Here is a 25,121-nt window from a genome sequence, read left to right as displayed (position 1 = left end):
GCATACCCGCGATGCCGTCAGACCTGCGACAAAGATGTGTCTGACACACCGCCATCGCGAGCAAGCTCACTCCTACAATGGCTGGCGCCTCAATGCCCTGCCCCCGGCCCGGCCTTGGCGGCGAACGGCGGTTTGGCCATCCAGATGATGAAGATCAGCGCCATGAATCCCCAGCCCATCATGTAGAAATAATCCACCGTGGACATCATGTACGCCTGGCTGGTGACCATGCTGTCGAGCTGCGCGTAGGCCTGATTGCTCGGGCCGCCCAGCATGTCCAGCGCGTGTCGCGTGGTCGGTTCGTAGGTGTTCACGTTTTCGCTGAGGTACGCGTGGTGCATGTTCGCCCGGCGAATCCAGATCCAGGTCGTCAACGAAGCCGCGAAGCTGCCGCCGAGGTTACGCAAAAACGTCGCCAGCCCCGAACCGTCGGCAATCTGCGACGGCGGCAGGTCCGACAGCAGGATGCTCAAGGTCGGCATGAAGAACACCGCGATCCCCGCCCCCATGAACAGCTGCACCATCGCGATGTGGTAGAAATCCACCTGACTGGTGAAATTCGAGCGCATGAAACAGCTCATGCCGATGACCAGAAACGCCAGGCCTGCCAATAGCCGCAGGTCGAACTTCGGGGCGTACTTGCCCACGAACGGCGACAGCAGCACTGGCAGAATCCCCAACGGCGCCACGGCCAGCCCCGCATACGTTGGCGTGTAGCCCATCTGCGTTTGCAGCCACTGCGGCAAAATCAAGTTGATCCCGAAAAAGCCCGCATACCCCAGCACCAGACAAATGGTCCCGACCCTGAAGTTGCGGAACGAAAACAGCCGCAAATTCACCACCGGGTGCTCATCGGTCAATTCCCAGATGATGAAGGCGGCTATGCCGATGGCCGAAATCACCGAACCGATGATGATGAAGTTCGACGAAAACCAGTCCAGGTCATTGCCCTTGTCGAGCACCACCTGCAAGGCGCCTACGCCGATGATCAGGGTGATCAGCCCAATGTAGTCCATGGGTTGGCGGACGATGTTCACCGGACGCGCCGCCAGTTGCGTTCGCACCACGGCAGCGGCAAACAGGCCAATCGGCACGTTGATGAAGAAGATCCAGGGCCAGGCATAACTGTCGGTGATCCAGCCCCCAAGAATCGGCCCGGCAATCGGCGCCGCCACCGTGACCATCGCCAGCAGTGCCAGCGCCATCCCCCGTTTCGCCGGGGGGTAGACGGCAATCAGGAGCGTCTGCGCCATCGGGTACAGCGGGCCTGCGACCAAGCCTTGCACCACGCGGAAGCCCACGAGTTCAGGCATGGACGTCGAAATGCCACACAGGAACGAGGCGATCACGAACAGCAGCGTCGCCCATATAAAGAGCTTCACCTCGCCAAAACGACGGCTCAGCCAGCCCGTCAACGGCAGCGCGATGGCGTTACTGACCGCAAACGAGGTGATCACCCAAGTGCCCTGGTCCGAACTCACCCCCAGGTTGCCGGAAATCGTCGGCAGCGCGACGTTGGCAATGGTGGTGTCCAGCACCTGCATGAACGTCGCCAGCGACAGGCCGATGGTGCTTAAGACCAGACTGGGCGGCGTGAAAGAAGCGGGAGCGTTGTTACTCATCGCGAATCCTTTGACTCTTGCAGATGGTCCCGACAGGAGAGTCGGAACCAAGGGATTGGCGGGTCAGCGCTGGGCAGCCTTGTCCGGGCCGGAGGCGCTGTTCTCGTGAATCAGGCGCCCGATCAGGGTGTCGGCTTCGGCCAGTTGCTTGACGTACACGTCCGTGGTGAACGACGCCTGCTTCGGCGGCTGTTGCGCCAGCACCGGGCCATTCTGGTCGTGCAGGTTCACGTCAACGACGGTGGACAGGCCGATACGCAGCGGGTTTTGCTTCAGTTCGTCAGGGTTGATGTGAATCCGCACCGGCACCCGTTGCACGATCTTGATCCAGTTACCCGTGGCGTTCTGCGCGGGCAGCAGGGCAAACGCGCTGCCGGTCCCGGCGCCGACGCTGTCCACGGTGCCGCTGTATTTCACGTCGCTGCCGTACAGGTCGGCTTCGATGTCCACCGGCTGGCCGATGCGCATCTTGCCCAGCTGGGTTTCCTTGAAGTTCGCATCGATCCACACCTGATCCAGCGGGATCACCGCCATCAGCGCCGTGCCCGGCTGAACGCGCTGACCCAGCTGCACCGTACGCTTGGCGACATAGCCCGTGACCGGCGCGATCAGCGTGCTGCGGGCGCTGTTCAGGTAAGCCTGACGGAACTGCGACGCGGCCGCTTTCACGTCCGGATGCGACGCCACGTTGGTGTCGTCCACCAGCGCGGTGCTGGTCACCAGTTGCTGCTGGATGTTGTTCAGGGCGTTTTGCGCACTGGTCAGGTCATCCTGCGCGTGGGACAGCTCTTCCTGGGAAATCGCCCCGCCCGCTGCCAGGTTGCGACGACGGTTGTAGTTGTCCTGAGCCCGTTTGACCTCGGCACGCTGGGCGGCCAATTGCGCCTTGATGCCGTCGACGTTGCTGTAGAGACCGCGCACCTGACGCACGACCTTGCCCAGATTCGCTTCGGCGCTTTGCAGCGCGACTTCGGCGTCGTTCGGGTCGAACTGCACCAGCACCTGCCCTTCGCGCACCAGATCGCCATCGTCGGCACCGATACTGACCACCGTGCCCGTGGTTTGCGGAGTGATCTCCACCACGTTGCCGTTGACGTAGGCGTCGTCGGTACTTTCGTACCACTGGCCGTAAATCTCATACCAGGCCCAGACGCCGATACCGGCGAGGATCACGATGATCAACAGGCCAAACATCAGCAGTTTGCGCTTGCGCGGGTTTTTCTGCGGCTGACCCGGCGCGGCCTTCTGGTCTTTCTGATCCTTCTGACCATTCTGGTTCTGCTGTTCGCCCGGCTTCTGGGCGTCGTTCTTTTGTTCGTTTGCTGGGTTGTTTTCGCTATCGGCGTTGGCCATGACGATTACCTTAATGGGTCAGCGATGCAGTTGACGGGACGGCCGGGGCGGCGTTTTCGCCGGGCTTGCTCTCTTCGAAGCCTCCCCCCAGGGCCTGCATCAACTGGATCGAAAGATCGATTCGTTCCGCGTTGAGATCAGCCAGTTGGCGTTGCGATTGCAGCAGTTGCTGCTCGACGCTCAGTACATCGAGGTAGTTGCCGATCCCCGAGGAGTAACGCTGAACGACGGTGTTGTAGGACTTTTGAATGACATCGGTGGCCTGCTGACGAGCGTCGATCTGCCCGCTGATCGAACGCAGTTGGCCGATGTTGTCGCTGACGTCGCCCAACGCACGCACCAGGCTTTTGTTGTACTGCGCGACGGCCAGGTCGTAGTCGGCGTCCCGGGCGTCGAGATCGGCGCGACGGCGACCGCCATCGAAGATCGGCAACGAAACGGTCGGCGCGACGTTAAAGAAGCGGCTCGCCGAACCGAACATCGCGTCACCCAGCAGCGACTCCACCCCCGCCGACGCACTGAGGTTCAGGTTCGGGTAGAAGTTGGTCTTGCTGACCGCGATGTCCTTGTTCGCGGCTTCGACCCGCCAGCGGGCAGCCACCAGATCAGGGCGACGGCCGAGCAATTCAGCCGGCACCACCGACGGCAGAGCGACGACCGCAGGCTTCAGCACGGTCGGACGCGCCAGCTCTTCGCCGCGATCCGGGCCTTTGCCCATCAACACGGCCAGGGTGATCTTGGCGGTGCGCAGGCGTTTGTCGGCGTCGACCAAGGCCTCGCGAGAGCTGGCTTCCAGGCTTTCGGTCTGCTGGTATTGGTACTCGCTGTCGATGCCGGACTTGAAGCGACGGGCGCCCAGCTCCAGCAATTGCCGCGTGCGTTTCAGGTCGTCGGCCGCCAGATCGCGAACGATGTAGGCCTGACCCAGATCGCTGTAGGCGCGGGCGACGTCGGCCGCAAGGGTCAACTGCGCGGCGCGCTGGTCGATTTCAGACGCGCGGGCCTGGCCCAACGCCGCTTCCCAGGCAGCACGCTGCCCGCCCCACAGGTCGAAGTTGTAATTGAAGCTGGCACCCAGGCTGCGCAGCGTGCTGTAACGGTCGCCCGTGCCAGTCGGGTCCTGATCCTTGGCCAGACGAGAACGGCTGACGCTGGCGTTGGCATCGACGGTCGGCATGCGCTCGGCGTCGGCGGCATAGGCGGCAGCACTGGCCTGGTGAGTCCGTGCGGCGGCAATCTGCATGTCAGGGCTGTCGCGCAGGGCTTCCGTGATCAGGCCGTTGAGTTGAGGGTCGCCCAGGCTGGTCCACCAGTCGCGCTTCGGCCAGGCGGCTGGCGACAGGTTGATGCCATTGAGGCTGTTTCCGGCCTGCAAGCTGTTGGCGTCGATGCCGACGGCCTCGGTGTGCAAGCCTTTGGAGTTCGCGCAACCGGCCATGACCAGTGCAGCGAACACAAGACTGAGAGAGGTGCGCAAGGCCGAGCCCTGCGGGGATCGAATGTTCATTTGGCTGCAATCCGGGCGAGTGTGATCGGGTCCGCCGCCGCGACCAGCACCTTGGTGAGCAATTTTTCCAGCATGGCCAGTTCGTCCTTGTCCAACACCCCGACCATTTCGTTCAGGGCCTCTGCGCCGATCTGCGGCAACAGGTCCGACAGCGTTTTGCCGGCGTCGGTCAACACGAGGCGCACCTGACGCCGATCCGATTCGGAGCGGGTACGGGCCAGCAGGTCTTTCTGCTCCAGACGGTCGAGCATGCGCGTCATGGAACCGCTGTCCAGGCACAGCGAACGGCAGAGATCAGCCGGTGTTTCGGCGCCATACAACGCGACGATGATCAGCACTTTGAATTGCTGAGCCGTCAGCTCGTAGGGTTCAAGCAGCTTGTCGAGGATACGGTTTTTCAGTTGCTCGGCTCGGCCGATCAGCATGCCCAGCAGGCTGCATTGAAAACTCTCGGGAGTGAAATGTGCCATTGATAGCCACCCATTATCTGCCTAGGCAGTGATTTTGGGCTGATATTACTGCCTAAGCAGTAAACACACAATGAAACAATTTTCAGGATGCAGAGTTCCAGACGAATGTGCTCGTCGGATGAGAGGAAGTGTGCTGGGGCGGTTGAGAATTACAGCGCAGGCACGCCGCTGTGAAACCGGAAATCTTCATCCGGGCTTTCGATCAGGTCGCGCTCGGCCAGGCGAATCTCTTCGATTTTGGCGTTAACGTCCGCCTCGTCCCCATAGGTGTACGCCAGCTTCAGGTAATCCTGAAAATGCCGGGCCTCGGACTTGAGCAAGCTGGCGTAGAACTTCGACAGGTCGGCATCCAGATGCGGGACCAGTGCGGCGAAACGTTCGCAGGAGCGCGCTTCGACAATGGCGCCGACGATCAGCGCGTCGGTCAATCGGTAGGGGTTGTGGGTGCGAACGAGCTTGCGCAATGACCCGGCATAACGCGCCGAGCTGATGTTGGCCATGGGGATGCCGCGCTTCTTGATGATGCCGATCACTTGCTCGAAGTGACGCAACTCTTCCCGGGCCAGACGCGACATTTTCGCCAGGAGGTCGAATTTGTCGTTGTACTGGAACATGAACTGGAACGCCGCACCGGCGGCTTTCTTTTCATTGTTGGCGTGGTCGATCAGCAGGATATCCAGGTTCTGCAAGGCGGCCTGAACCCAGGCGTCCGGGGTCGGGCAAAGCAGGAAGGCATCGATGTCTGGATAAAGCGGCATGAGTTCACGACTGGCAGAGTGGGAAAGGCGCAGCATTATACGGGCCTCGACGCGCAGAACCAGCCTCTTGGGCCGGAAATCCGATGACGCCGATCAACGCGTCGCCTCGTCTGGGCCAGCTATAGTCAACGGGCGAACCCCGACAGCTCAAGCAGGGTCGAAGGTTTCATGACGTCTTCATAGGAGATCCGCTCATGCACGCGATTCGCAGGATTCTGGTGGTCATTGAACCCAACGCTGACACCGATCAGGTCGCCAACCTCGCCATGCCCCGCGCTTGCCTGATCGCCCGCACCACCGAGGCCAGCCTGCATCTGTTGGTGTGCGACAAAAGTGCGGATCACGGCGAACTGCTGTCGGACCTTCGCCATGTGCTGGAAGCCAAGGGGATCGAGGTCACCACCCAGCAGGACTGGCACGAAAGCACGCACCAGACCATCGTCAAGGTACAACAGGCGCAGGGCGCGGACCTGGTCATCAAACAGCACTTTCCGGACAGCATACTGAGAAGAGCCCTGCTCACCCCGGCGGACTGGAAATTGCTGCGCCACTGCCCGTGCCCGGTGCTGATGGTGAAGTCCGACAGGCCGTGGAAAGGCGGGGCGATTCTGGCGGCCGTCGATGTCGGCAATCCGGACGGCGAGCACACGGCCTTGCACTACAGCATCGTCCAGCACGGTTTTAGCCTGGCAGAGATGGCGGGCGGTGAACTCCACGTGATCGCGGCGCACCCCTCCCCCACGCTGTCGGCGGCAGAGCCGGTGTATCAACTGCCGACCCACGTTGAAGGAGAATATCGCGAACAGTGCAAGGCGTTTCAGACCGAGTTCGGCATCGACGATACTCACCTGCACATTGCCGAGGGACCGGCGGATGTGCTGATCCCGTTCACAGCACATCATTTACAGGCGGCGGTCACCGTCATTGGAACCGTGGCGCGGACGGGATTTTCGGGCGCGCTGATCGGGAACACGGCCGAAGTGGTGCTGGACTCGCTGGAAAGTGATGTGCTGGTGCTGAAAAGCGAGGAGATCGTGGCGCAGTTGAAGAAGCATCTGGCGCAGGCTTGAAAAGGCTTCTCTTCTGAAACGACGACTTAGCGATAAGCACGTACCTTGTGGGAGCGAATTCATTCGCGAAAGGCCAGTACATTCAGCACATCATGTCGTCTGTAAATATTTTTGCGAATGAATTCGCTCCCACAGACGATCCGAGGCGCTTACCCCATCGCATCCTTCAAGAAACCCGGCGCGATGTAACGTTCGTAGTGCGCTTCGGACAGCAGGAAGAATTCCCGATCAATGGCATCGCGCAGTTCCGGCAGCGGCCAGTCGCGAAATTCGGGCATCAGCACCATGCCGTACGCTTCCACGTTGTTGATCACCCTCGCCCCGCGCGCGATCAATTGGTATGCCCAGCAATACTCCGACTGCTGCGGCACGAAGCGGATTTTGCGCTGTTCGAGCTGCTGACGGAGCAAACCGGGGTCGAACACTTCGACTTTCGCGGCCATTACCTGCACCAGCAATTGTTCGAGCCGCAGCCACACCGCGCGCTTTTCTTCCTCGTTGTAGCCATTCCAGTGAATGACTTCGTGGTGAAAACGCTTGCATCCCCGGCACACGAGGTCCCCGTAAACGGTGGAACACAGGCCGACACAGGGCGTTTTGATGATGTGGTTGGGCATGGCGGAAAAACACGGCAGCGGACGAAACAAGCCCGCATGTTAGCCCTTTGTCTAAATCGGTACACCCCCGAAGATGTAGGGGCTAACTTACCTTTCCCTTTTTTTTGCCGTAGAATCACCGGGCCTTTTAAGGCGCCAATGTCCGTTGGAAGCTGTTTTCAAAGCGTCACGAGCACAGTCCAGGATCTGTACGGAAAGTCGGCAAGCCCCACTTTCCCTATGGAGCCTTACCCCGCAGTACGGTTCGACGCAGGCGTAATCCTGCGTCCCCTCCCTCCCAGAGCCGTTCATGCAGGCGTAAAACTTTGAAAACAGCTTCTGTTGGAGATCGTCAGCTTCCTGCCTGAAAACTCAAAAAGTTTTGACATGCACGGTCGCGGACTTTTTCCGGATGAGCGTCCCGGACACCCATTTGGGACCACTGATGAGGGTAATACTGTGCTTGAAGCCTACCGTAAACACATCGAAGAGCGTGCCGCCCAGGGTATTGTGCCCCAGCCGCTTAACGCCGAACAAACCGCAGGCCTGGTCGAGCTGCTGAAGAACCCACCGGCTGGCGAAGAAGCTGTCCTCCTTGATCTGATCACCAACCGCGTTCCACCAGGCGTTGACGAAGCTGCCTACGTCAAAGCCGGTTTCCTCTCCGCTCTGGCCAAGGGCGAAGTCTCTTCCCCTCTGCTGGACAAGAAGCGCGCTGTAGAACTGCTCGGCACCATGCAGGGCGGCTACAACATCGTGACCATGGTTGACCTGCTGGACGATGCCGATCTGGCACCTGTCGCAGCCGAGCAACTGAAGCACACCCTGCTGATGTTCGACGCCTTCCACGACGTCGCTGAAAAAGCCAAGAACGGCAACGCACACGCTCAAGGCGTGCTGCAGTCCTGGGCTGACGGCGAGTGGTTCCAGAAGCGTCCGACCCTGGCTGAAAAGATCAGCCTGCGCGTCTTCAAGGTCACCGGCGAAACCAACACCGACGACCTGTCGCCTGCACCGGATGCCTGGTCCCGTCCTGACATCCCGCTGCACGCCCTGGCCATGCTGAAAATGGCACGCGACGGCATCGTGCCTGATGTGCAAGGCGCCATCGGCCCGATGAAGCAGATCGAAGAAATGCGCGGTCAAGGCTTCCCTATCGCCTACGTCGGTGACGTGGTCGGTACCGGTTCTTCGCGTAAATCCGCCACCAACTCGGTGCTGTGGTTCTTCGGTGACGACGTTCCTTACGTGCCGAACAAGCGCGCTGGCGGCTTCTGCTTTGGCAGCAAGATCGCTCCAATCTTCTACAACACCATGGAAGATGCCGGCGCACTGCCAATCGAATTCGATGTGACCAACATCAACATGGGCGACGTGATCGACGTTTACCCGTACGAAGGCAAGGTCACCAAGCACGACAGCGACGAAGTGATCACCACGTTCGAACTGAAAACCCCTGTGCTGCTGGACGAAGTCCGCGCCGGTGGCCGTATTCCGTTGATCATCGGTCGTGGTCTGACCGGCAAGGCACGCACCGAGCTGGGTCTGCCACCGTCGACCCTGTTCAAGCTGCCTGACGTTCCAGCGGCCAGCACCAAGGGTTTCACCCTGGCGCAGAAAATGGTCGGCAAGGCCTGCGGCACCGACGGCATCCGTCCAGGTACTTACTGCGAGCCGAAGATGACCACCGTCGGTTCCCAGGACACCACCGGTCCAATGACCCGTGACGAGCTGAAAGACCTGGCATGCCTGGGCTTCTCGACCGACCTGGTGATGCAGTCCTTCTGCCACACCGCGGCCTATCCAAAGCCGATCGACGTCAAGACCCACCACACCCTGCCTGACTTCATCATGACCCGTGGCGGCGTTTCGCTGCGTCCGGGCGACGGCATCATCCACAGCTGGCTGAACCGCATGCTGCTGCCGGATACCGTCGGCACCGGTGGTGACTCGCACACCCGTTTCCCGATCGGTATCTCGTTCCCGGCCGGTTCCGGTCTGGTCGCGTTCGCCGCTGCCACCGGCGTCATGCCGCTGGACATGCCGGAATCGATCCTGGTCCGTTTCAAAGGCAAGCTGCAACCGGGCGTCACCCTGCGTGACCTGGTTCACGCGATTCCTTACTACGCGATTCAGAAAGGCCTGCTGACCGTCGAGAAGAAAGGCAAGAAAAACGCCTTCTCGGGTCGCATCCTGGAAATTGAAGGTCTGGACAACCTGAGCATCGAACAGGCTTTCGAGCTGTCCGACGCCTCGGCCGAACGTTCGGCTGCCGGTTGCACCATCAAGCTCTCCAAAGAGCCGATCATCGAATACCTCAGCTCCAACATCACCCTGCTGCGCTGGATGATCGCGGAAGGCTACGGTGATCCACGTACGCTGGAGCGTCGTGCTCAGGCGATGGAAGCCTGGATTGCCAACCCTGAACTGCTGGAAGCCGATGCCGACGCGGAATACGCTGAAATCATCGAGATCGACCTGGCCGACGTCAAAGAGCCTGTGCTCTGCGCGCCGAACGACCCGGACGACGCCCGTCTGCTGTCCAGCGTTGCTGGCGAGAAGATCGACGAAGTGTTCATCGGTTCGTGCATGACCAACATCGGTCACTTCCGCGCTGCCGGTAAGTTGCTGGACCAGGTCAAAGGTCAGCTGCCAACCCGTCTGTGGCTGTCGCCACCGACCAAAATGGACGCTCACCAACTGACCGAAGAAGGCTACTACGGCATCTACGGCAAGGCTGGCGCACGCATGGAAATGCCGGGCTGCTCGCTGTGCATGGGCAACCAGGCACGTGTGAACCCGAACGCCACCGTGGTTTCGACCTCGACCCGTAACTTCCCGAACCGTCTGGGCGACGGCGCGAACGTCTACCTGGCTTCGGCCGAGTTGGCGTCCGTTGCATCGATCCTGGGTCGCCTGCCGACCGTCGAGGAGTACATGGTGTACGCGGGCAAGATCGACAGCATGTCTGCCGATGTCTACCGCTACCTGAGCTTCGACCAGATCGCCGAGTTCCGTGAATCCGCTGCGAACGCCAACATCCCGGTTGTTCAAGCGTAAGAACGAAACAGAGCGTTGAAAGAACCCCACTTCGGTGGGGTTTTTTTATGGGGATTGGTTTTGTTGATCGTTCCCACGCTCCGCGTGGGAATGCCTCACGGACGCTCCGCGTGAAGCAAAAAAAAACCCCACATCTCGCGACGCAGGGCTTTTTCTTGCAGCTTGACGCTTACAACTTGAAGCTAGCGCCTCAAACCACAGCCGTCTGCCCACTCATGGCCAAGTCCAGCAGCTCGCGGTTGGCGACCGCGTACATCGCGTAGTCGTTGCCACTCGCTGCACGCAGTTCGACCAGCATGGCGCGCCAGCGCTCGACCATTGGCAGGCGTTGCTCCAGCCACAGGTTCAGGCGCTCTTCCACGTCTGCAGGGCCGTTGGCCATTTGCAGGACGGAGACGGTGATCGCCCGTTGCTGCCAGTCGATGTCGTCGCGGAAGGCTTCGCGGGCCAGGGCCTGCCAGTTGTTTTCCACCGGCAATGCACTGATCTGCTGCAAGTACCAGGTCACGTCCAGCGAGCTGCCCACGGCGAAGTACACCTTGGCCACATCGGCGGCGTTCTGACCGGTGACGTCGGAGGCTTCGATGATTGGCAGCAGCGTGTAGAGGTGCGTAGTGCCTGCCACCATCCGTGCCAGCAACTCAGGTACGCCCGCTTCGACGTATTCCTGATACCGCGCCTGCCAGACTTCACGGGGCGGGCCTTCCAGCAGTTCATCCAGTTTCAGGCCCAACGCCGCCAAGTGCGGCCCGAAGTGCGCAACGTCACGTGCCGCGTCAAGTTCGTTGCGACGGCTGCGCAGGAACCAGCGCGTGGCGCGACGGCCGAGGCGCATCAGTTCGTCCATCAGCGCCAGTTGGATTTCAGCGGGAACCTTGTAGTCCAGCGCCTCGATCTGACGGAACCAGTGCGGGAGGTGGAAGATGTCACGCACGATCACGTAGGCACCGGCCACGTTGGCCGCGCTCATGCCGGTCGACTCTTTGAGCCGCTGCACGAAGGTGATGCCCATGTGGTTGACCAGGTCGTTGGCGATCTGGGTGCTGACGATTTCGCGTTTCAGACGGTGGTGACGCATGGAGTCCGAGAACTTCGCACCGAGTGACGGCGGGAAGGCGGTTTCCATGTCGCGGGCCAGGTAATCGTCGTCCGGGACGCGGGATTCCAGCAGCGCTTCCTTGAGGTCGATCTTGCTGTAGGAGATCAGCACCGACAGCTCGGCGCGGGTCAGGCCTTGCTTCTCGGCCACGCGCTCGGCGATCTGATCTTCGGCGGGCAGGAACTCGATGGCGCGGTCCAGCTTGCCACGGGATTCCAGGTCGCTCATCAGGCGCTTGTATTCGGCAATGCGCTCGTAAGCACGACGGGCCGCCAGGGACAGGGCTTGCGTCTGCTTGTAGTTGTTGCCGAGCACCAGATTGCCCACTTCGTCGGTCATGCTTTCGAGCAGCAGGTTGCGCTGCTTCTCGGTCATGTCACCGGCCTGCACCACTTCGTTGAGCAGGATCTTGATGTTCACTTCGTGGTCGGAGCAGTCCACACCACCGGCGTTGTCGATGAAGTCGGTGTTGGTCGCACCGCCCAGCAGGCCGAATTCGACGCGACCCAGTTGGGTCATGCCGAGGTTGCCGCCCTCGCCCACCACCTTGCAGCGCAGCTGGTTGCCGTTGACGCGCAGCGCGTCGTTGGCCTTGTCGCCCACGTCGGCGTGGCTCTCGGAGCTGGCCTTGACGTAGGTGCCGATGCCGCCGTTCCACAGCAGGTCCACCGGCGCCTTGAGCAGCGCGTGCATCAGCTCGGTCGGGGTCAGTTTGTCGGCACTGATGTCGAAGCGTGCTTTCATCTGCGGGGTGATGGTGATGCTCTTCAGGCTGCGAGGGAAGATACCGCCGCCTTCGGACATGATGCTGGTGTCGTAGTCGGTCCAGGCTGAACGCGGCAGGTCGAACAGACGCTGACGCTCGGCGAAGCTGGTGGCCGGGTCCGGATTCGGGTCAATGAAGATGTGCAGGTGATTGAACGCGGCCACCAGTTGCAGCTTGTCGGACATCAACAGGCCGTTGCCGAACACGTCACCGGCCATGTCGCCGACGCCGATCACGCTGACGCTGTCTTGCTGGACGTTGATGCCGCGCTCGCGGAAGTGACGCTGCACGCCGACCCACGCGCCCTTGGCGGTGATGCCCATTTTCTTGTGGTCGTAACCGGCCGAACCACCGGAAGCGAACGCGTCGCCCAACCAGAAGCCGTAGTCGATAGCGATGCCGTTGGCGATGTCGGAGAAGGTTGCGGTGCCCTTGTCCGCCGCGACCACCAGGTACGGGTCATCGTCGTCATGACGCACGACGTTGACAGGCGGCACGAGTGCGCCTTCTTTCAGGTTGTCGGTGATGTCCAACAGACCGGAAATGAAGATCCGGTAGCAGGCGATGGCTTCGGCCTGAATCTCGTCGCGGGTGCCGGTGGTCGGCAGACGACGGGGCAGGAAGCCACCCTTCGCGCCCACCGGCACGATGACCGAGTTCTTCACTTGTTGGGCTTTGACCAGGCCCAGCACTTCGGTGCGGAAGTCTTCTTCACGGTCCGACCAACGCAGGCCGCCACGGGCGACGTTGCCGAAGCGCAGGTGAACCCCCTCGACGCGTGGCGAGTAGACGAAGATTTCGAACTTCGGCACTGGCTTCGGCAGCTCGGGGATCAGGCGCGGGTTGAACTTGAAGCTGAAGTAGCTCTTGTTCTGGCCGTTGGCGTCGGTCTGGTAGAAGTTGGTGCGCATGGTTGCCTTGATCAGGTCAAGGTAGCGACGCAGGATGCGGTCTTCGTTGAGCACCTGAACATCGTCCAGCGCCGACAGGATCGCGGTTTCCAGACGCTGTTGCATGTCGTCCAGATCGCCACCGGACAGCTTGCGCGCCAGGTAGAAGCGGGTCTTGAACAGACGCGTCAGCTCGCGGGCGATGTCGGCGTGGTTGTTCAGGGTGCTGGCGATGTAGCCCAGGTCGAAGCCCAGACGGATCTGTTTCAGGTAACGGGCGTAAGCGCGCAGCAGCGCCACGTCGCGCCATGGCAAACCGGCGGTCAGCACCAGACGGTTGAACGCGTCGTTCTCCGCTTCGCCACGGACGATGTGGACGAACGCGTCCTGCAACGTGTCGTTGAGCTGTTGCAGGTCCAGGTTCAGGCCTTCGCCGTAAGTGAAGGCAAAGTCGTGAATCCAGAATTCGCGGCCGTTGGTGTGACGCAGGCGATACGGGAATTCACCCAGCACACGCAGGCCAAGGTTTTCCAGAATCGGCAGCACGTCGGACAGCGCCAGCGGGGTGTCGGCGTGGTACAGCTTGCAGTGCAGCTGCGCTTTATCGCCCGACAGTGGCTGGTAGAAGCTCATCACCAGTGGATTGGCGTCGGACAGGTTCAGCAGGTGCTGCATATCCACGACTGCCGAATGCGCAGCGAACCGCTCGCGGTAACCGGCCGGGAAGCCTTTCGGGAAGTCGGCCAGAACGTTGGTGCCCTGGGCTTCGCCGAAGCTTTCGACCACCAGACTGGCGTAGTCGTCCTTCCACGAACGGCACGCCTGGATGACTTCGTTTTCCAGCTGCTGTGGGTCGATGTCGAGGGTGACTTTCGGGTCCACGCGCAGGATGAGCTGCACACGGGCCAGCACGGACTCGGAGAAGAAGGTCCAGAACTCGCAGTCGCTGGCCTTCAGGCGCTCCATCAGCACCTGCTGGATTTTCTGGCGCACTTCGGTGGAGTAGACGTCGCGCGGCACGTAGGCCAGGCAGTAGCAGAAGCGGCCGTACGGGTCTTTGCGCAGGAACACGCGAATCTTGTTGCGCTCCTGGATCTGCACGATGGACATGACGGTGGTGAACAGCTCGTCCACCGGGGTCTGGAACAGATCGTCACGGGGCAGCACTTCGACGACTTGGGTCAGCTCTTTGCCCAAGTGGGCCTTGGCGTCGAAACCGGAACGGCGCTCGACTTCGGCCACCTTGCGGCGGATGTACGGAATGGCGCGCACGCTTTCGCCGTACACCGACGAGGTGTAGAGGCCCATGAAGCGGCATTCCTTGATGACCTTGCCGTTGGCGTCGATCTGGCGGATCGATACATAGTCCGGGTACGCCGGACGGTGCACGCGGCTCGGCGCGGCGGCCTTGGCGAAGGACAGCAGGGTCGGCTCTTGCAGGTAATTCACTGCGTAGCCTTCAATGTGCAGCTCTTCGGCGGTCAGGCCCGCACGCAACAGTTTGGTCAGGCCGAGGAAGGAGGACTGATCGTAGGTCAGTTGGCCACCTTCGGCGCCGCCCTCGACCGTGAACTCTTCGTAGCCCAAGAAAGTGAAATGGTTGTTCACCAGCCATTCGAGGAAAACCTTGACCTCGGCTTTCTCGTCGGGATCGACGTTGTACTCGATGGCATCGACGCCCGCCAGCAGTTCGTGCAGCTTGGCTTTCATCGGTTCGAAGTCTTCGACCGCGACCCGCACTTCGCCCAGCACCTGCTCCAGCTCGCGGGCCAGCACCGCCAGTTCGGCAGCGTTGGCGCAACGGTCGATTTCCAGGTACATCAGCGATTCTTGCAGAACGTCGTCACCGGTCGTGCCTTTTGGCAGCAGTTCGACCAGTTGGCCCTTCTCGTCGCGGCGCACGCTCAATACGGTGGTTTGCAGCGTGTGGATGCTGTAACCGCGACGGTTCAGCTCGGTGCGGACAGAATCGACCAGGAACGGCAGGTCGTGGTGCAACACTTCAACGGCGGTGTGGGTGGATTGCCAGCCATGACGCTCGTAATCAGGGTTGTAGACGCGCACTTGCGGGGTGCTGTGTTCGAAACGTTCGAGCAGACGCCATGCCGACAGGGTGCAGCCGGCAAGGTCGGACAGCCTGCGTTGGGTCAACTCGTCGAGGGAAATGATGCCGAAGAACTGGTCGGCGAACAGCGCCACTTGTGGCAGTGCCTGTTCACTGATGTGCTGAGCCAGTGCCGCTCGCAGTTGATGCTGAAAGTCGGACTTGCTGGCTGCGGTGAAGAACGCCATCTGTGGTACTCCGCTTGGCTTGGCTTTTATATAGGAGAGATGCGTGTTTCGGGGTCGTACTGCATGTGTGCCACGTTTGCGCCTGTTCGATGATAGTCGGCAGATCGTGACAAGGCGCCGTTCGCGACCACATGCCCTAGTAGTAACGCTCGTCGTGTGTGCGTCGTCACATTCAATTGACCCGAATGACGGTCGATGGGCGTCTGCCCAGGCAGGCTCGGCCCATGTCCGTTCATCTGCTGCGCAGCTTAACGAGAGCGGGCCCCGCCCTGCTTGCGACGCTGCGACATATTCGGACATCGGGTTGTACGGGAATGTTTCAGAATGAGGCTCGGTGCGCGTGCTTCTGCCCGAAGGCCGTACGCGCTGGCTTGCGTGGGGTTTGAAAATCAGGTGCAGGCAAATTTTCCGCAGGACTGGCAAAATCCCTCCCCTGCCCCGCGCCAAACCAGAGGAACACCGCCATGCAATTGACCACCGACAGCTTCATCTACAACCCCTGCGACGAGGAAGAAGATGACATGGCGCTGGCGTGCTGCCATGCCAGCAACGGCGATCTGTTCCTGCTGGCGCGCTTTCCGGATGAGGATGAAGTCGATATCACCTTCCGCGACGACACCATTCACGTCGAGTCGAATCTGTCCGTTACTCTCACAGCCACGCAGCTCAAGGTGGAAATCGACGCCGCTGATGCCAAGCCGTTTGGCGGCGACACTACTTATGAAATTGCTCACACCACCCCGGCCAGCGAACTGGCCGAGCTGGATGCCACGCTGAAGATCATCCTCAAGGAAGTGGGCACTTACGTCAGTGATGTCGGCTGACGCTTGACCTCGCCTTCTTCGACCGCCGCCACCAGTGCCTCCACCTCGGCCGCGAAGGCCTTGCCGCCGTCCACCGCCAGGTAGCGGATGTGCAGGATCACATCGGTCAGCGTGTCGAGCATGGCCTGCTGATCGTCGCTGTCGTGGTGGGGGAAACTCAGGGTCCAGCGTGAGATCGCGCCGGTGCCCTCGAACGGGAAGTAGCGTTCGTCACCAAAATCGAGCTGGAACATGCCGTGATCGTCCACCCCGGTGGAAAGCCCGATCTGCTGATTGGCCCGGGGATTGGTCACCAGTTGATCCTGACGAATATCGTCATCGCCCCCGTCTGGCAGTTCACCGGCCTGCTGATACAAGGCCTTCACATTGCCGAGCTGCGGCTTGAGCAGGTAGGTGCTGGTCTGCTGGCTCAGGGTCGCGTGAACGTCCTGATAGGGCTTGAGCACCACCGGCAGCGAAACCGACATCCGCACCAATTGACGCAGGTAGTGGCCCGGATAATCCGCATCGAAGGTCGAGGACTTGAGCTGAAAGTCGATCTCGCCCTTGTCGCGCAGGGTTTCCAGCACCGCGTCCCAACCGGTGGCCGCGTCCGGCGCCAACCCTGCGTTGGGGTCGTAATGCTTCAGCAGTTCCTTGAGCGACAGGGTCTTGGTGATTTCCAGTCGGCGCTCATGCCGGACCAGAAACGCCGACTCCATCTGCAGCAGCCCCAGTTTCAAGGCGTCCCCGGCCGTCAGCCCGTAGCGATTATCTACCCAGGCAGAGGCGGAGATGAAGCGCGTGTCACGATCACCAATCTCGTACTGCCAGCAGGCTTCGGTGCTCAGGCACAGTGACAACACCGCATCGTAGGCCTGGAAGTACAGGGTCGACATCTGGCTCAACAGCCATTGGTACAAGCCCACGTGGGTCGCCCGGGTTTTGATGAACGCATACAGGGCGTCGGCCTGCTCGCGGCTTCGGGTGGCCTGCGCGAGGCTGGTCTGGGCAGAACTCAAGGCCATCTGCTGGGCAGCGATCTGCTCATCGAGCACGTCCATTTCAAGCTCGGCCTGGTGTGCCTGATGTTTCCACTCTTCGCGACGACGCTGCTGTGAGTCGCTGATCAGGTGCTCCTGCGCCAGTGCCGACATGATCCCCGCTGCGCCTTCCATCACCTCGGCCTCGGCGAATGCGGGCGAGCCCCAGCTCATGCCCCCTGTCGCCCCGCCAAAAAGATTCGGCGCAAGATTGGCAAGGTGCCCCGTCCCGCCCAAGACCCGAGCCGCGACGTTGTCGCTCAGCGCGGTCTGCCGTGCCCGGTAGGCACTATGCTCCAGAGCGCTGACGTCACGGCTGATCTGTTCGTCGTAATAGCGTTTGCGCCCTTGGGCAACATTCCGGTTGGCCTTGAGCACATCCAGCCCCTTGGCCACTTCGTCAATAGCGCTTCGCTGGAGTTTTTCAGCGAAGGTCGCCAGATCCTCCAGCACATGCCCTTGCTGAAGTTCTTCCTGCTCGGCGCGGCCCCTGGATTCCATGTGGCTGAGCACTTGCTGGGAAAAGCGGATCAGGGTTTCGACGGCATTCTGTGCGCGAGGCAGCATGGCGCGGAAGCGGTACGGCGGGATGATGGCCAGCGACCCCAACCGGCGTTGGCTCAGACTGCTGCCGTTGAGTTGCGCACGCAGCAGGTCCAACGGGTTGGCCGGCGCCTCGTACAACACCAGCTGCATGGGCTTGCCATCCAGGGTCAGGTTATGACGCAGGTTGTGCAAGCGCTGGTCGAGCGTGTCCCAGAGGTCCAGCAGCTGGGTGTTGACCGGCAGGCGGAAGATCGATTGGTCCAGCAGGCGCAACCAGGGCGCCTCGTTGCGCGGGATCGGGACAGGGCTGAACGCGCGCTCGCCCACTGATGATTCCAGCGCCACGAACGTATCTGCTTGCTCAGCGGCCGCGTCTTCAAGCGACACCGGATCCCAGCGGCTGATGCTGCGCCCCTTCGACAACGGCCCAAGCAAAGACAAGGCCCGCACATACAGCAGCTTGGCCTCGTTCAGGGTGTCCCGGGTGACCTGGCGATAGAGCATGTCGCCCCAGGCAACCAAGTTGTTCAGGTACAGCATGAAAATCGCTTTGCGGTAATGCGAGGGCGCGCCGCGGGCAATGGCGTCGGGATTGGTCAGGCCTTCCAGCTCTAGCGCCGGATTGTCCGGCAGACCCAGCGGACGGCACGTCCAGTACGGCAACCAGTCGATCTCGGCCGGTGGCGGAAATAGCGGCGCGACGCGTACTTGCGGGTTGAACAGCAGTTCCAGCCATTGCTGCGCACCCGCGTAGTCGAACTCCTGTTGCAGGCGAGTGGCGATCAGGTGCGGGACGTGAAAAAAGATTTCCCAGAAGTACAGCCCGTTGGCCCCGGAAAAATCGAGGTAAGCCGGGGCCGTCTGATCAGGCAGAAGCGGCTCTTCGGTGTGCTGGATCTCCCAGGACAGCGCACTTTTCAGGGACAGACTGGCCTTACGGGTCAAATCCTTGGCGAACAGGGTGTTGAGGCGCACCCGCACCTTGCCGGCGCCAACGGCGGCATTGGTCAAGTCAAGGTACTGAGCGCCCAAATCACTGGTACGCAGATACGGCACCGAGTTGCCAGCCACTTCGCGAGTGACGGTGAAGCCGTTGAGTCCATATCGGGTGTGCAAACTCCCATCGGTCTCTGCCCCCCATTGGTAGGTCCGGACGTTCTCAGCACTGGCTGGCCATTCATGATGAATGACCGACGACATGGCCGATCCGTTCAACGTGATGGGGTCGGCACGTTTGAGCCACTTTTGATTGTAATGACCGAGGGCGGTATTCAGCGTGAGTGGCTCGCCACTCAGGTAGACAGCATCTTCTTGCAACCCAAGATGCCTGCCGTCAGCGATAGACACCTCAAAACCTCTGTGGGAATTCTGTTGGAAATACGCATCACCGGGAGCGATTGTTTTGTGCGCGACGAGGGTTTCCATGAAAAAATCGCTGCCTTGCGATATCAGGTCGTCGTGGGTGATCGTCGCAATCGCCTTACCGGAGTGCCGCAACTCTGCGGTCAATAACCTTGAGCTGCTGCCTTTGATCCTTTTTGCCGTGACCTCCCAGTACACCAAACCTGCGATACCAACCACCTTGTATTGCACGGAAGATCGGTCGTCGACGATGCTGTCGGAAACGGCGAAATACTCTGTTTTCCAGGCGATCACCACCTTTGCGCATCGCCCGATCAGCACCAGTCGCCCATTTGACCACTGCGCCTCCAGTTCAAAATAGTCATTCAATGCGTCACCGACTGTCCCCACTGTCGTAGGGGGCGAAGCCGCATCTCGGGTGACCGACTTGATAGTCCAGCGTAACGACGCGTCAGAGTTCAGATGAACAGCGCTGTATTGAACACGGTCGATTTTGGCGCCCGCCATGAAGACCAACATGCTGGCAATGCCCTCACTGTCCGCCTTCAGTGGCTGGAGGAACCGACTGTACGCCGCGTAATGCTTCACCTCCTTGTCTACGCCAAAACCTTGTGATGTGAACCCTATGAGCAGTCGCAAATTCCCGCTATCGCCCTGGTCCGCACTCGCGACCATCCGATAGCCTTTGATTAATGTGTAGTCGGTGACCTCATCTGCGAGCAACTCATCCGGTGCCTCGCCCTTGTGCAATTCAATAGGCGCACTCCAGCTGTCATCCAGCCGCCGATATGCCAGCTTGATCGAATACTCGAACGCTCCGGTTTTCGCCCCCTCCTCGCCCAGTACTGCTTTACCACTTTCAGCCCACACCACATACAGACGGCCGTCCATGACCACAGGTCGACAATGCTTGACCTGAGCGCCGCGAAGGGTGTCGATGGGTTTCCACTCGGTCCAGTCGGCCATCTGCGCCTCGCTGGCCGACGCATCTTTGTAGAGATGGGATTTACGCCAGTAGAACGCGAAGGGCTCGGTACTTTGCCGCCCGGTGTAGTAGTAGTCGGCGTTGAGGAACTGGGTGCTGTCTACGTAGCAGGCGGTGACGGTAAGATTGCTCACCGTCTCGAAGGCTTGCAGGTAATTGCCCAGCGCCTTTTGTACGGTGTCTTCGGTCAATCGCGCCTGAGACAATTCCGACTCGAAGGTCTTGAACATGGACGTTTTGTCCAGGCGCAGGGCCGGCTGCAGGTAGTTCTCGGGGTAGTCCTCCAGCATCTGGTAGCCCGCCCACAGGCTGTACTGAGACATCCCGTCACGCCACAGCGCCAGCGTGTCGTGGCTGACACTCCCGTACCCCGGCTCCATGCCGTTATAGATCGCATGAATATGCTGTTGCACGCTGGCGATGCCTTGGGCGACCCGGCTGGTGTCGACCTCAGCCGCGACCTGATTGTCGATCAGTAGGTATTCGTACAGATCGTTTTCCGTCAGCACGCGAGTCTGCCGTTCGCCCTCCGGGACCAGCTGGCCGAGGTACCAGGCCACCAGTGCATCCCGCCGTTGTTGTTCCAGACCCCCAATGATGGACTGGTCCATGGTGCGCTCCTCATCATCCATTGATGTTCGTGAACCGGGTCAGCGGACCGACGACGCCTTGCGCCGTGCCTGTGAACCTGGTGTCTTGACCTTGCCGGGAATCAGCCCCTTGATCTGCTCGGCGAATGGCTTGCCGCCGTCCGTCGCGTAGTAGCGCACGTGCAGGATGATGTCCTGCAGGCCGTCGAACACGGCCTGTTGGTGGGCGCTGGTGTGGCGAGGGAAAGCAAGCGTCCAACTGGACACCGCGCCCGTGCCTTCAAAAGGCTGGTAGCGCTCGTCCCCGGCAACGGCTGTGAGCTGACCCGAGTCCTCGCGATCCCCGGAAATCGCCACTTGCTGATTGACCCGAGCGTTGGCGATCACGTAACGCGGGTTGATGTCGTCGTGTTCACCGTCCAGCTCACCCGCCTGCTGATACAGGTACTTGCTGCCGCCCAGATCAGGCTTGAGCAGGTAGCTGCTGCTTAATTGGGACAGGGTCAGCCGCGCATTCTCGTACGGTCCCAGCACGCCCGGCAGCGACACCGACACCTGCGCCAATTGCCGCAGATAATGGCCGGGGTAGTCGCGGTCGAACAGCGAAGGCGCCAAGGCGAAGTGGATCGTTCCGCCACTGCGCAGACGGGCAATGACCTCTGCCCAGGCGGTGTCTTCATACGACTGCATGAGGTTGCGCAGGGAAATCGTCTTGACCAGCGCCATGCGCCGTTCGTTGCGCGCCAGGAACGCCGATTCCATTTGCAATAGCCCCAGGCTCAGGCTCTCCCCGGCCGTCAGGCCATGGCGGTTATCGACCCAGGCGTTGACCGGAATGAAGGTGGTCTGTGGCTCACCCATTTCGTACTGCCAGCAGGCCTCTGCTGCCAGGCACAGCGACAGCACCGAGTCATACGCCTGGAAATACAGGGTCGCCATCTGCCCGGTCAGCCATTGATGCAACGCGGCGTTGGTGGCGCGGTTCTGCATGAATACGTACAGCGACTGTGCGTGTTCATGGGCCATCAACGAACGTTCGTGCTTGATCCGCGCCGACTCGATCTGCACACGTGCCTGCTCGATCTGAGCCTGCACCGATTCGAGCTGAAGCTGCGCCTGCTCTTTGAGAAGCGTCCACTCATTGCGTCGCCGCGCGTGCGTATCGGCGCGCACAAACGCATCGGCGCTGTCAGTGTTGTAAATGCTGGAGGCTTCGATCAGCGAAGCCGCACTCCAGAACGGGCTGCTCCAGTTCCAGCCCCCCGGGACCGGTACAGGTATTGGGCCAGGCGTGAAGGTAATGGTGTTGGGCGCGGCGCCCAGACCATGCCCCACCCCCCGAAACCCCGCCGCCAGCACGCGGGTCGCCATGGCCCCCGTGAACAACACCTCGGCGCTGCGCTCACTTTCACTGACGTCTTCAGCCAGCAAACCATCGTAATACGCGATCTGAGCCCTGAACTGCTCGGCGCTCGGCGACTTGACCTCCAGATTGCGCAAGGCGTGCTCGATAGCCAGCGTGTCGAGCTGTTCAACAAAGGTACTCAGTTCCAGTACGTGGCTTTGCTGCAACGTTTCCTGTTGCGCACGATCACGCGCCTCCATCGCCTGCCGCAACTGCTCCCCGAAGCGAATGAGCGACTCGGTGGTATCACGGGCGCGCAGTAACATCACCGCGAACCGGTACGGCGGGATGCTGCCTTGAGCGCCCAATCGGCGCAACGACACGTTGCTGCCCGACAGTTGCGCGCGCAAAAGGTCCAGCGGGTTGGCGGGTGCTTCATACAGCGCCAGGGTCATGGGACGGCCATCGAGCGTCAAGTTGTTGCGCAGGTTGTACAGGCGCTGATCCAGCTGCTCCCAGAGATCGAGCAAACGGGTGTTGACCGGCAAGCGGAACCACGGCGCGTCGATCAAACGCACCCAGGGGGCTTCGCCAGCGCTCCGGGGCGTGTCCTGCTGCAGCCATTCGAAGGCCGAGGTCTCGAAAGACGCGAAGGTGCCGGTCTCATGGCGGGCGGCGTCTTGCAGCGGCATCGGCGTCCACTGGCTGATGCTGCGCCCTTTGGACAATGGCCCCAGCAGCGACACTGCGCGCACGTAAAGCAGCTTGGCTTCGTTGAGGGCATCGCGGGTGACCTGACGGTACAGCGAGTCGCCCCAGGCGATGAGGTTATCCAGGTACAGGGTGAAAATCGCCTTGCGGTAATGCGAAGGCGCGCCATAGCCGATGGCGTCCGGATCTCTCGGTGCGGCGACGTCACGCAGCGGATCGTCGGCGAACCCCAGCGGACGGCATGTCCAGTAAGGCTGCCATTGCACCTCGTCAGGCGGCGGAAACAACGGCGCCACGCGCATCTGCGGGTTGAACAGGTAATTGAGCCACTGTTCGGCACCGGCGTAGTCGAACGAATGGTGCAGGCGCCAGGCTGCCAAGTGCGGCACGTGGAAAAACATCTCCCAGAAGTAGCGGCCATTGGCGCCGTTGAAATCAACCGGTGGCCGGGTGCCCGCGCTGTCTTCAGGGAGCGGGGTTTCCAGCGTGTGCTGAGTTTCCCATCCCAGGGCCCCATCGAGAGAGCGCTCGGCCTTGCGCACCAGCTCGCTGGCGAAGGTAGTGTTCAGGCGCACGTAGCGCAGGTGGGGGAGGTTGAGTCCCGCCAGGTCCAGAAACAGCCCGCCTGCATCGGTTTTGACGAAGGTGGGAATCACGCTGGAATGCTGTTTGCGATCAAAGTTGAACTCGTTATAACCAATGCCGGTGGAAGCGGTGGGGTTCCCTACACACAACCAATCAGTATCGGGCAGACCAGGCTTGCCCTGCCACGCCATGCCCTCCGCTGGCGAACGCGCCGCGCCGTTGAACGTCATGTCGTAATTGGCTCGTTTGGTACCTCTCCACAAGCCGAGCTTGGCGGACGCCGGAGGTGCACCTCTCGGTTGGGAGGCGTACCAAAGCGTGTCGCACACAATGGTCGCTTCGGCAGTGAGGGTATTTTTCGGAACGAGAATCCTGACCTTTAAATCGAGATAGCGGTTCAACGCACCGTCCAGATTTTCCCCGCCCTGGTTCCACCGCACATTTTCCACGCTCCACACATTGCCGTGGACATCCGCGCCCGTGATCGTGAATTGCGCAGCGCCCGGGCCACTGTTGAACTGGACAGCCAAGGAGCGATCGAGCGACGGCAGGCTATCGGTGAGGTAGACAGGCTTCCAGAGCGTGGTACGGACCTCAAGCAAGATCCTGACGGGTGGGCAGTCGCTCTTTTCGCCTCGCTTGAAGATCGCAATCACCAACCTGGGCTCTGGGAAATAACGCCTATCATGCGCGGCAATGAGTACGTGTCCCCCGCTTTCCAGCGTGGCGAAGGATGGCAGCGTCGTCTCACGCAAACGGATCGTCGCACTCCAGCGCCCATCGCTCTGCAGATGACTGACATTCAGGTGATAGATGAAACGGTCCGCCACCGGTTTGTCATCGGCGTCCATCACCTGGCGCACCTGCTCCAGCCACACCAGGTGCAAACGTCCCTCTACCACCGCAGTCCGCACATGGGTGACCTGACCAGACGTCTCCACATCGATGGTTTTCCACTCGGTCCAGGCAGACGGTGGCACGTGGGTGCTGCTGTCATCCACATCAATGGCCGCCTTGCGCCAGTAATACGTTGAAAGATCGCGGGGCGAACGGCCAATGAAGTAATAATCGGCCTTGCGAAAATCCACCCCGTCGATGTAACAGCAGACTGTGTCAAGATTCGCGATGTCTTCGAATCGCGCCAGGTAATTGCCCAGCGCTTTCTGGACATTGTCCGGGGTCAACCGCGCTTGGGCCAACTCGCCTTCGAACGCCTCGAACGCCTCGGTCTTGCCTAACCGCAAGGTCGGATCGAGGTAGTTCTCAGGGTAATCTACCACCGCCTGATACCCCGCCCAGGTGCTGTACTGACTCATCGCCTCCTGCCACTGCTGCATCGATTGCTGATGCTGTACCGTGTCGCCAATCTGCCCGAAACCCGGCTCCATGCCGTTGTAGATGGCGTGGACGTGCTGTTGCACGCTGGCAATGCCCTGAGCGACGCGACTGGTGTCGACCTCGGCGCTGACCTGGTTGTCGATCAGCAGGTATTCGTAGAGATCGTCGGGGGTGATGATGTTATCGGGGGCGGGTGAGTTTTTGTCGGGTACGAGTTGGCCGAGGTAATACGCAACCAAAGCGTCGCGATGGGGTTGGGCAAGCGGTGCAGTGATCTTCGTATCCATGATGATGTGCTCGCACAGGGTATTATAGAGCTCGCAAATAAAA

12 protein-coding genes are annotated in these 25,121 nt (G+C 60.9%); 3 read left to right on the top strand and 9 right to left on the bottom strand.

Going from position 1 to position 25,121, the window contains the following annotated elements; all coding sequences use genetic code 11:
• Positions 1 to 89: 89 nt before the first annotated feature.
• From ACWKWE_RS17910 to ACWKWE_RS17890, 5 genes are all read right to left on the bottom strand, one after another.
• Complete coding sequence (locus ACWKWE_RS17910) at positions 90 to 1,622, bottom strand: DHA2 family efflux MFS transporter permease subunit (protein WP_166593239.1); 1,533 nt, start codon at positions 1,620 to 1,622, stop codon at positions 90 to 92.
• Between the two features lie 63 nt (positions 1,623 to 1,685).
• Complete coding sequence (locus ACWKWE_RS17905; RefSeq protein WP_483851342.1) at positions 1,686 to 2,816, bottom strand: TolC family protein; 1,131 nt, start codon at positions 2,814 to 2,816, stop codon at positions 1,686 to 1,688.
• Between the two features lie 169 nt (positions 2,817 to 2,985).
• The gene (locus ACWKWE_RS17900) at positions 2,986 to 4,482 is read right to left on the bottom strand and encodes an efflux transporter outer membrane subunit (protein ID WP_341959289.1); all 1,497 of its coding nucleotides are present in this window, start codon (positions 4,480 to 4,482) and stop codon (positions 2,986 to 2,988) included.
• Positions 4,479 to 4,952 (bottom strand): MarR family winged helix-turn-helix transcriptional regulator, encoded by a 474-nt coding sequence (locus ACWKWE_RS17895; protein WP_166593242.1) that lies wholly within the window; start codon positions 4,950 to 4,952, stop codon positions 4,479 to 4,481. Before ACWKWE_RS17895 ends, ACWKWE_RS17900 begins: the two co-directional genes overlap by 4 nt.
• 149 nt (positions 4,953 to 5,101) lie before the next feature.
• Positions 5,102 to 5,710 carry a MiaE family protein gene (locus ACWKWE_RS17890; protein ID WP_483851341.1) on the bottom strand — a complete coding sequence of 203 codons (609 nt, stop codon included), beginning with the start codon at positions 5,708 to 5,710 and terminating at the stop codon, positions 5,102 to 5,104.
• Positions 5,711 to 5,904: 194 nt separating this feature from the next.
• Here ACWKWE_RS17890 and ACWKWE_RS17885 point away from each other — a divergent pair, with 194 nt between their 5' ends.
• Complete coding sequence (locus ACWKWE_RS17885) at positions 5,905 to 6,780, top strand: universal stress protein (RefSeq protein WP_483851257.1); 876 nt, start codon at positions 5,905 to 5,907, stop codon at positions 6,778 to 6,780.
• A 149-nt stretch (positions 6,781 to 6,929) separates the two neighbouring features.
• On the opposite strand, the gene ACWKWE_RS17880 is transcribed toward ACWKWE_RS17885, so the two are convergent.
• Entirely contained in the window at positions 6,930 to 7,397 is a 468-nt protein-coding gene (locus ACWKWE_RS17880) for a DUF1289 domain-containing protein (protein ID WP_166593792.1), read from the bottom strand.
• Positions 7,398 to 7,835: 438 nt separating this feature from the next.
• Between ACWKWE_RS17880 and acnB the strand changes: the two genes are divergently transcribed.
• Positions 7,836 to 10,436, top strand: coding sequence for a bifunctional aconitate hydratase 2/2-methylisocitrate dehydratase (gene acnB / locus ACWKWE_RS17875; protein WP_166593245.1), 2,601 nt, complete (start codon positions 7,836 to 7,838; stop codon positions 10,434 to 10,436).
• A gap of 190 nt (positions 10,437 to 10,626) precedes the next feature.
• Here the strand turns inward: acnB and ACWKWE_RS17870 are convergent, their stop codons facing one another.
• Entirely contained in the window at positions 10,627 to 15,483 is a 4,857-nt protein-coding gene (locus ACWKWE_RS17870) for an NAD-glutamate dehydrogenase (protein WP_483851256.1), read from the bottom strand.
• A 464-nt stretch (positions 15,484 to 15,947) separates the two neighbouring features.
• Between ACWKWE_RS17870 and ACWKWE_RS17865 the strand changes: the two genes are divergently transcribed.
• On the top strand, positions 15,948 to 16,307 hold the full coding sequence (locus ACWKWE_RS17865) for a hypothetical protein (protein ID WP_166593247.1): 360 nt from the start codon (positions 15,948 to 15,950) through the stop codon (positions 16,305 to 16,307).
• Here the strand turns inward: ACWKWE_RS17865 and ACWKWE_RS17860 are convergent.
• Positions 16,286 to 20,833: a Tc toxin subunit A-related protein gene (locus tag ACWKWE_RS17860; RefSeq protein WP_483851255.1), complete on the bottom strand. Its 4,548-nt coding sequence runs from the start codon at positions 20,831 to 20,833 to the stop codon at positions 16,286 to 16,288. The genes ACWKWE_RS17865 and ACWKWE_RS17860 overlap by 22 nt on opposite strands.
• 39 nt (positions 20,834 to 20,872) lie before the next feature.
• Positions 20,873 to 25,078 carry a Tc toxin subunit A-related protein gene (locus ACWKWE_RS17855; RefSeq protein ID WP_483851254.1) on the bottom strand — a complete coding sequence of 1,402 codons (4,206 nt, stop codon included), beginning with the start codon at positions 25,076 to 25,078 and terminating at the stop codon, positions 20,873 to 20,875.
• Positions 25,079 to 25,121 lie beyond the last annotated feature (43 nt).

The organism is Pseudomonas salicis (genome assembly GCF_057128705.1).
This window is presented reverse-complemented; position numbering and strand designations above follow the sequence as displayed.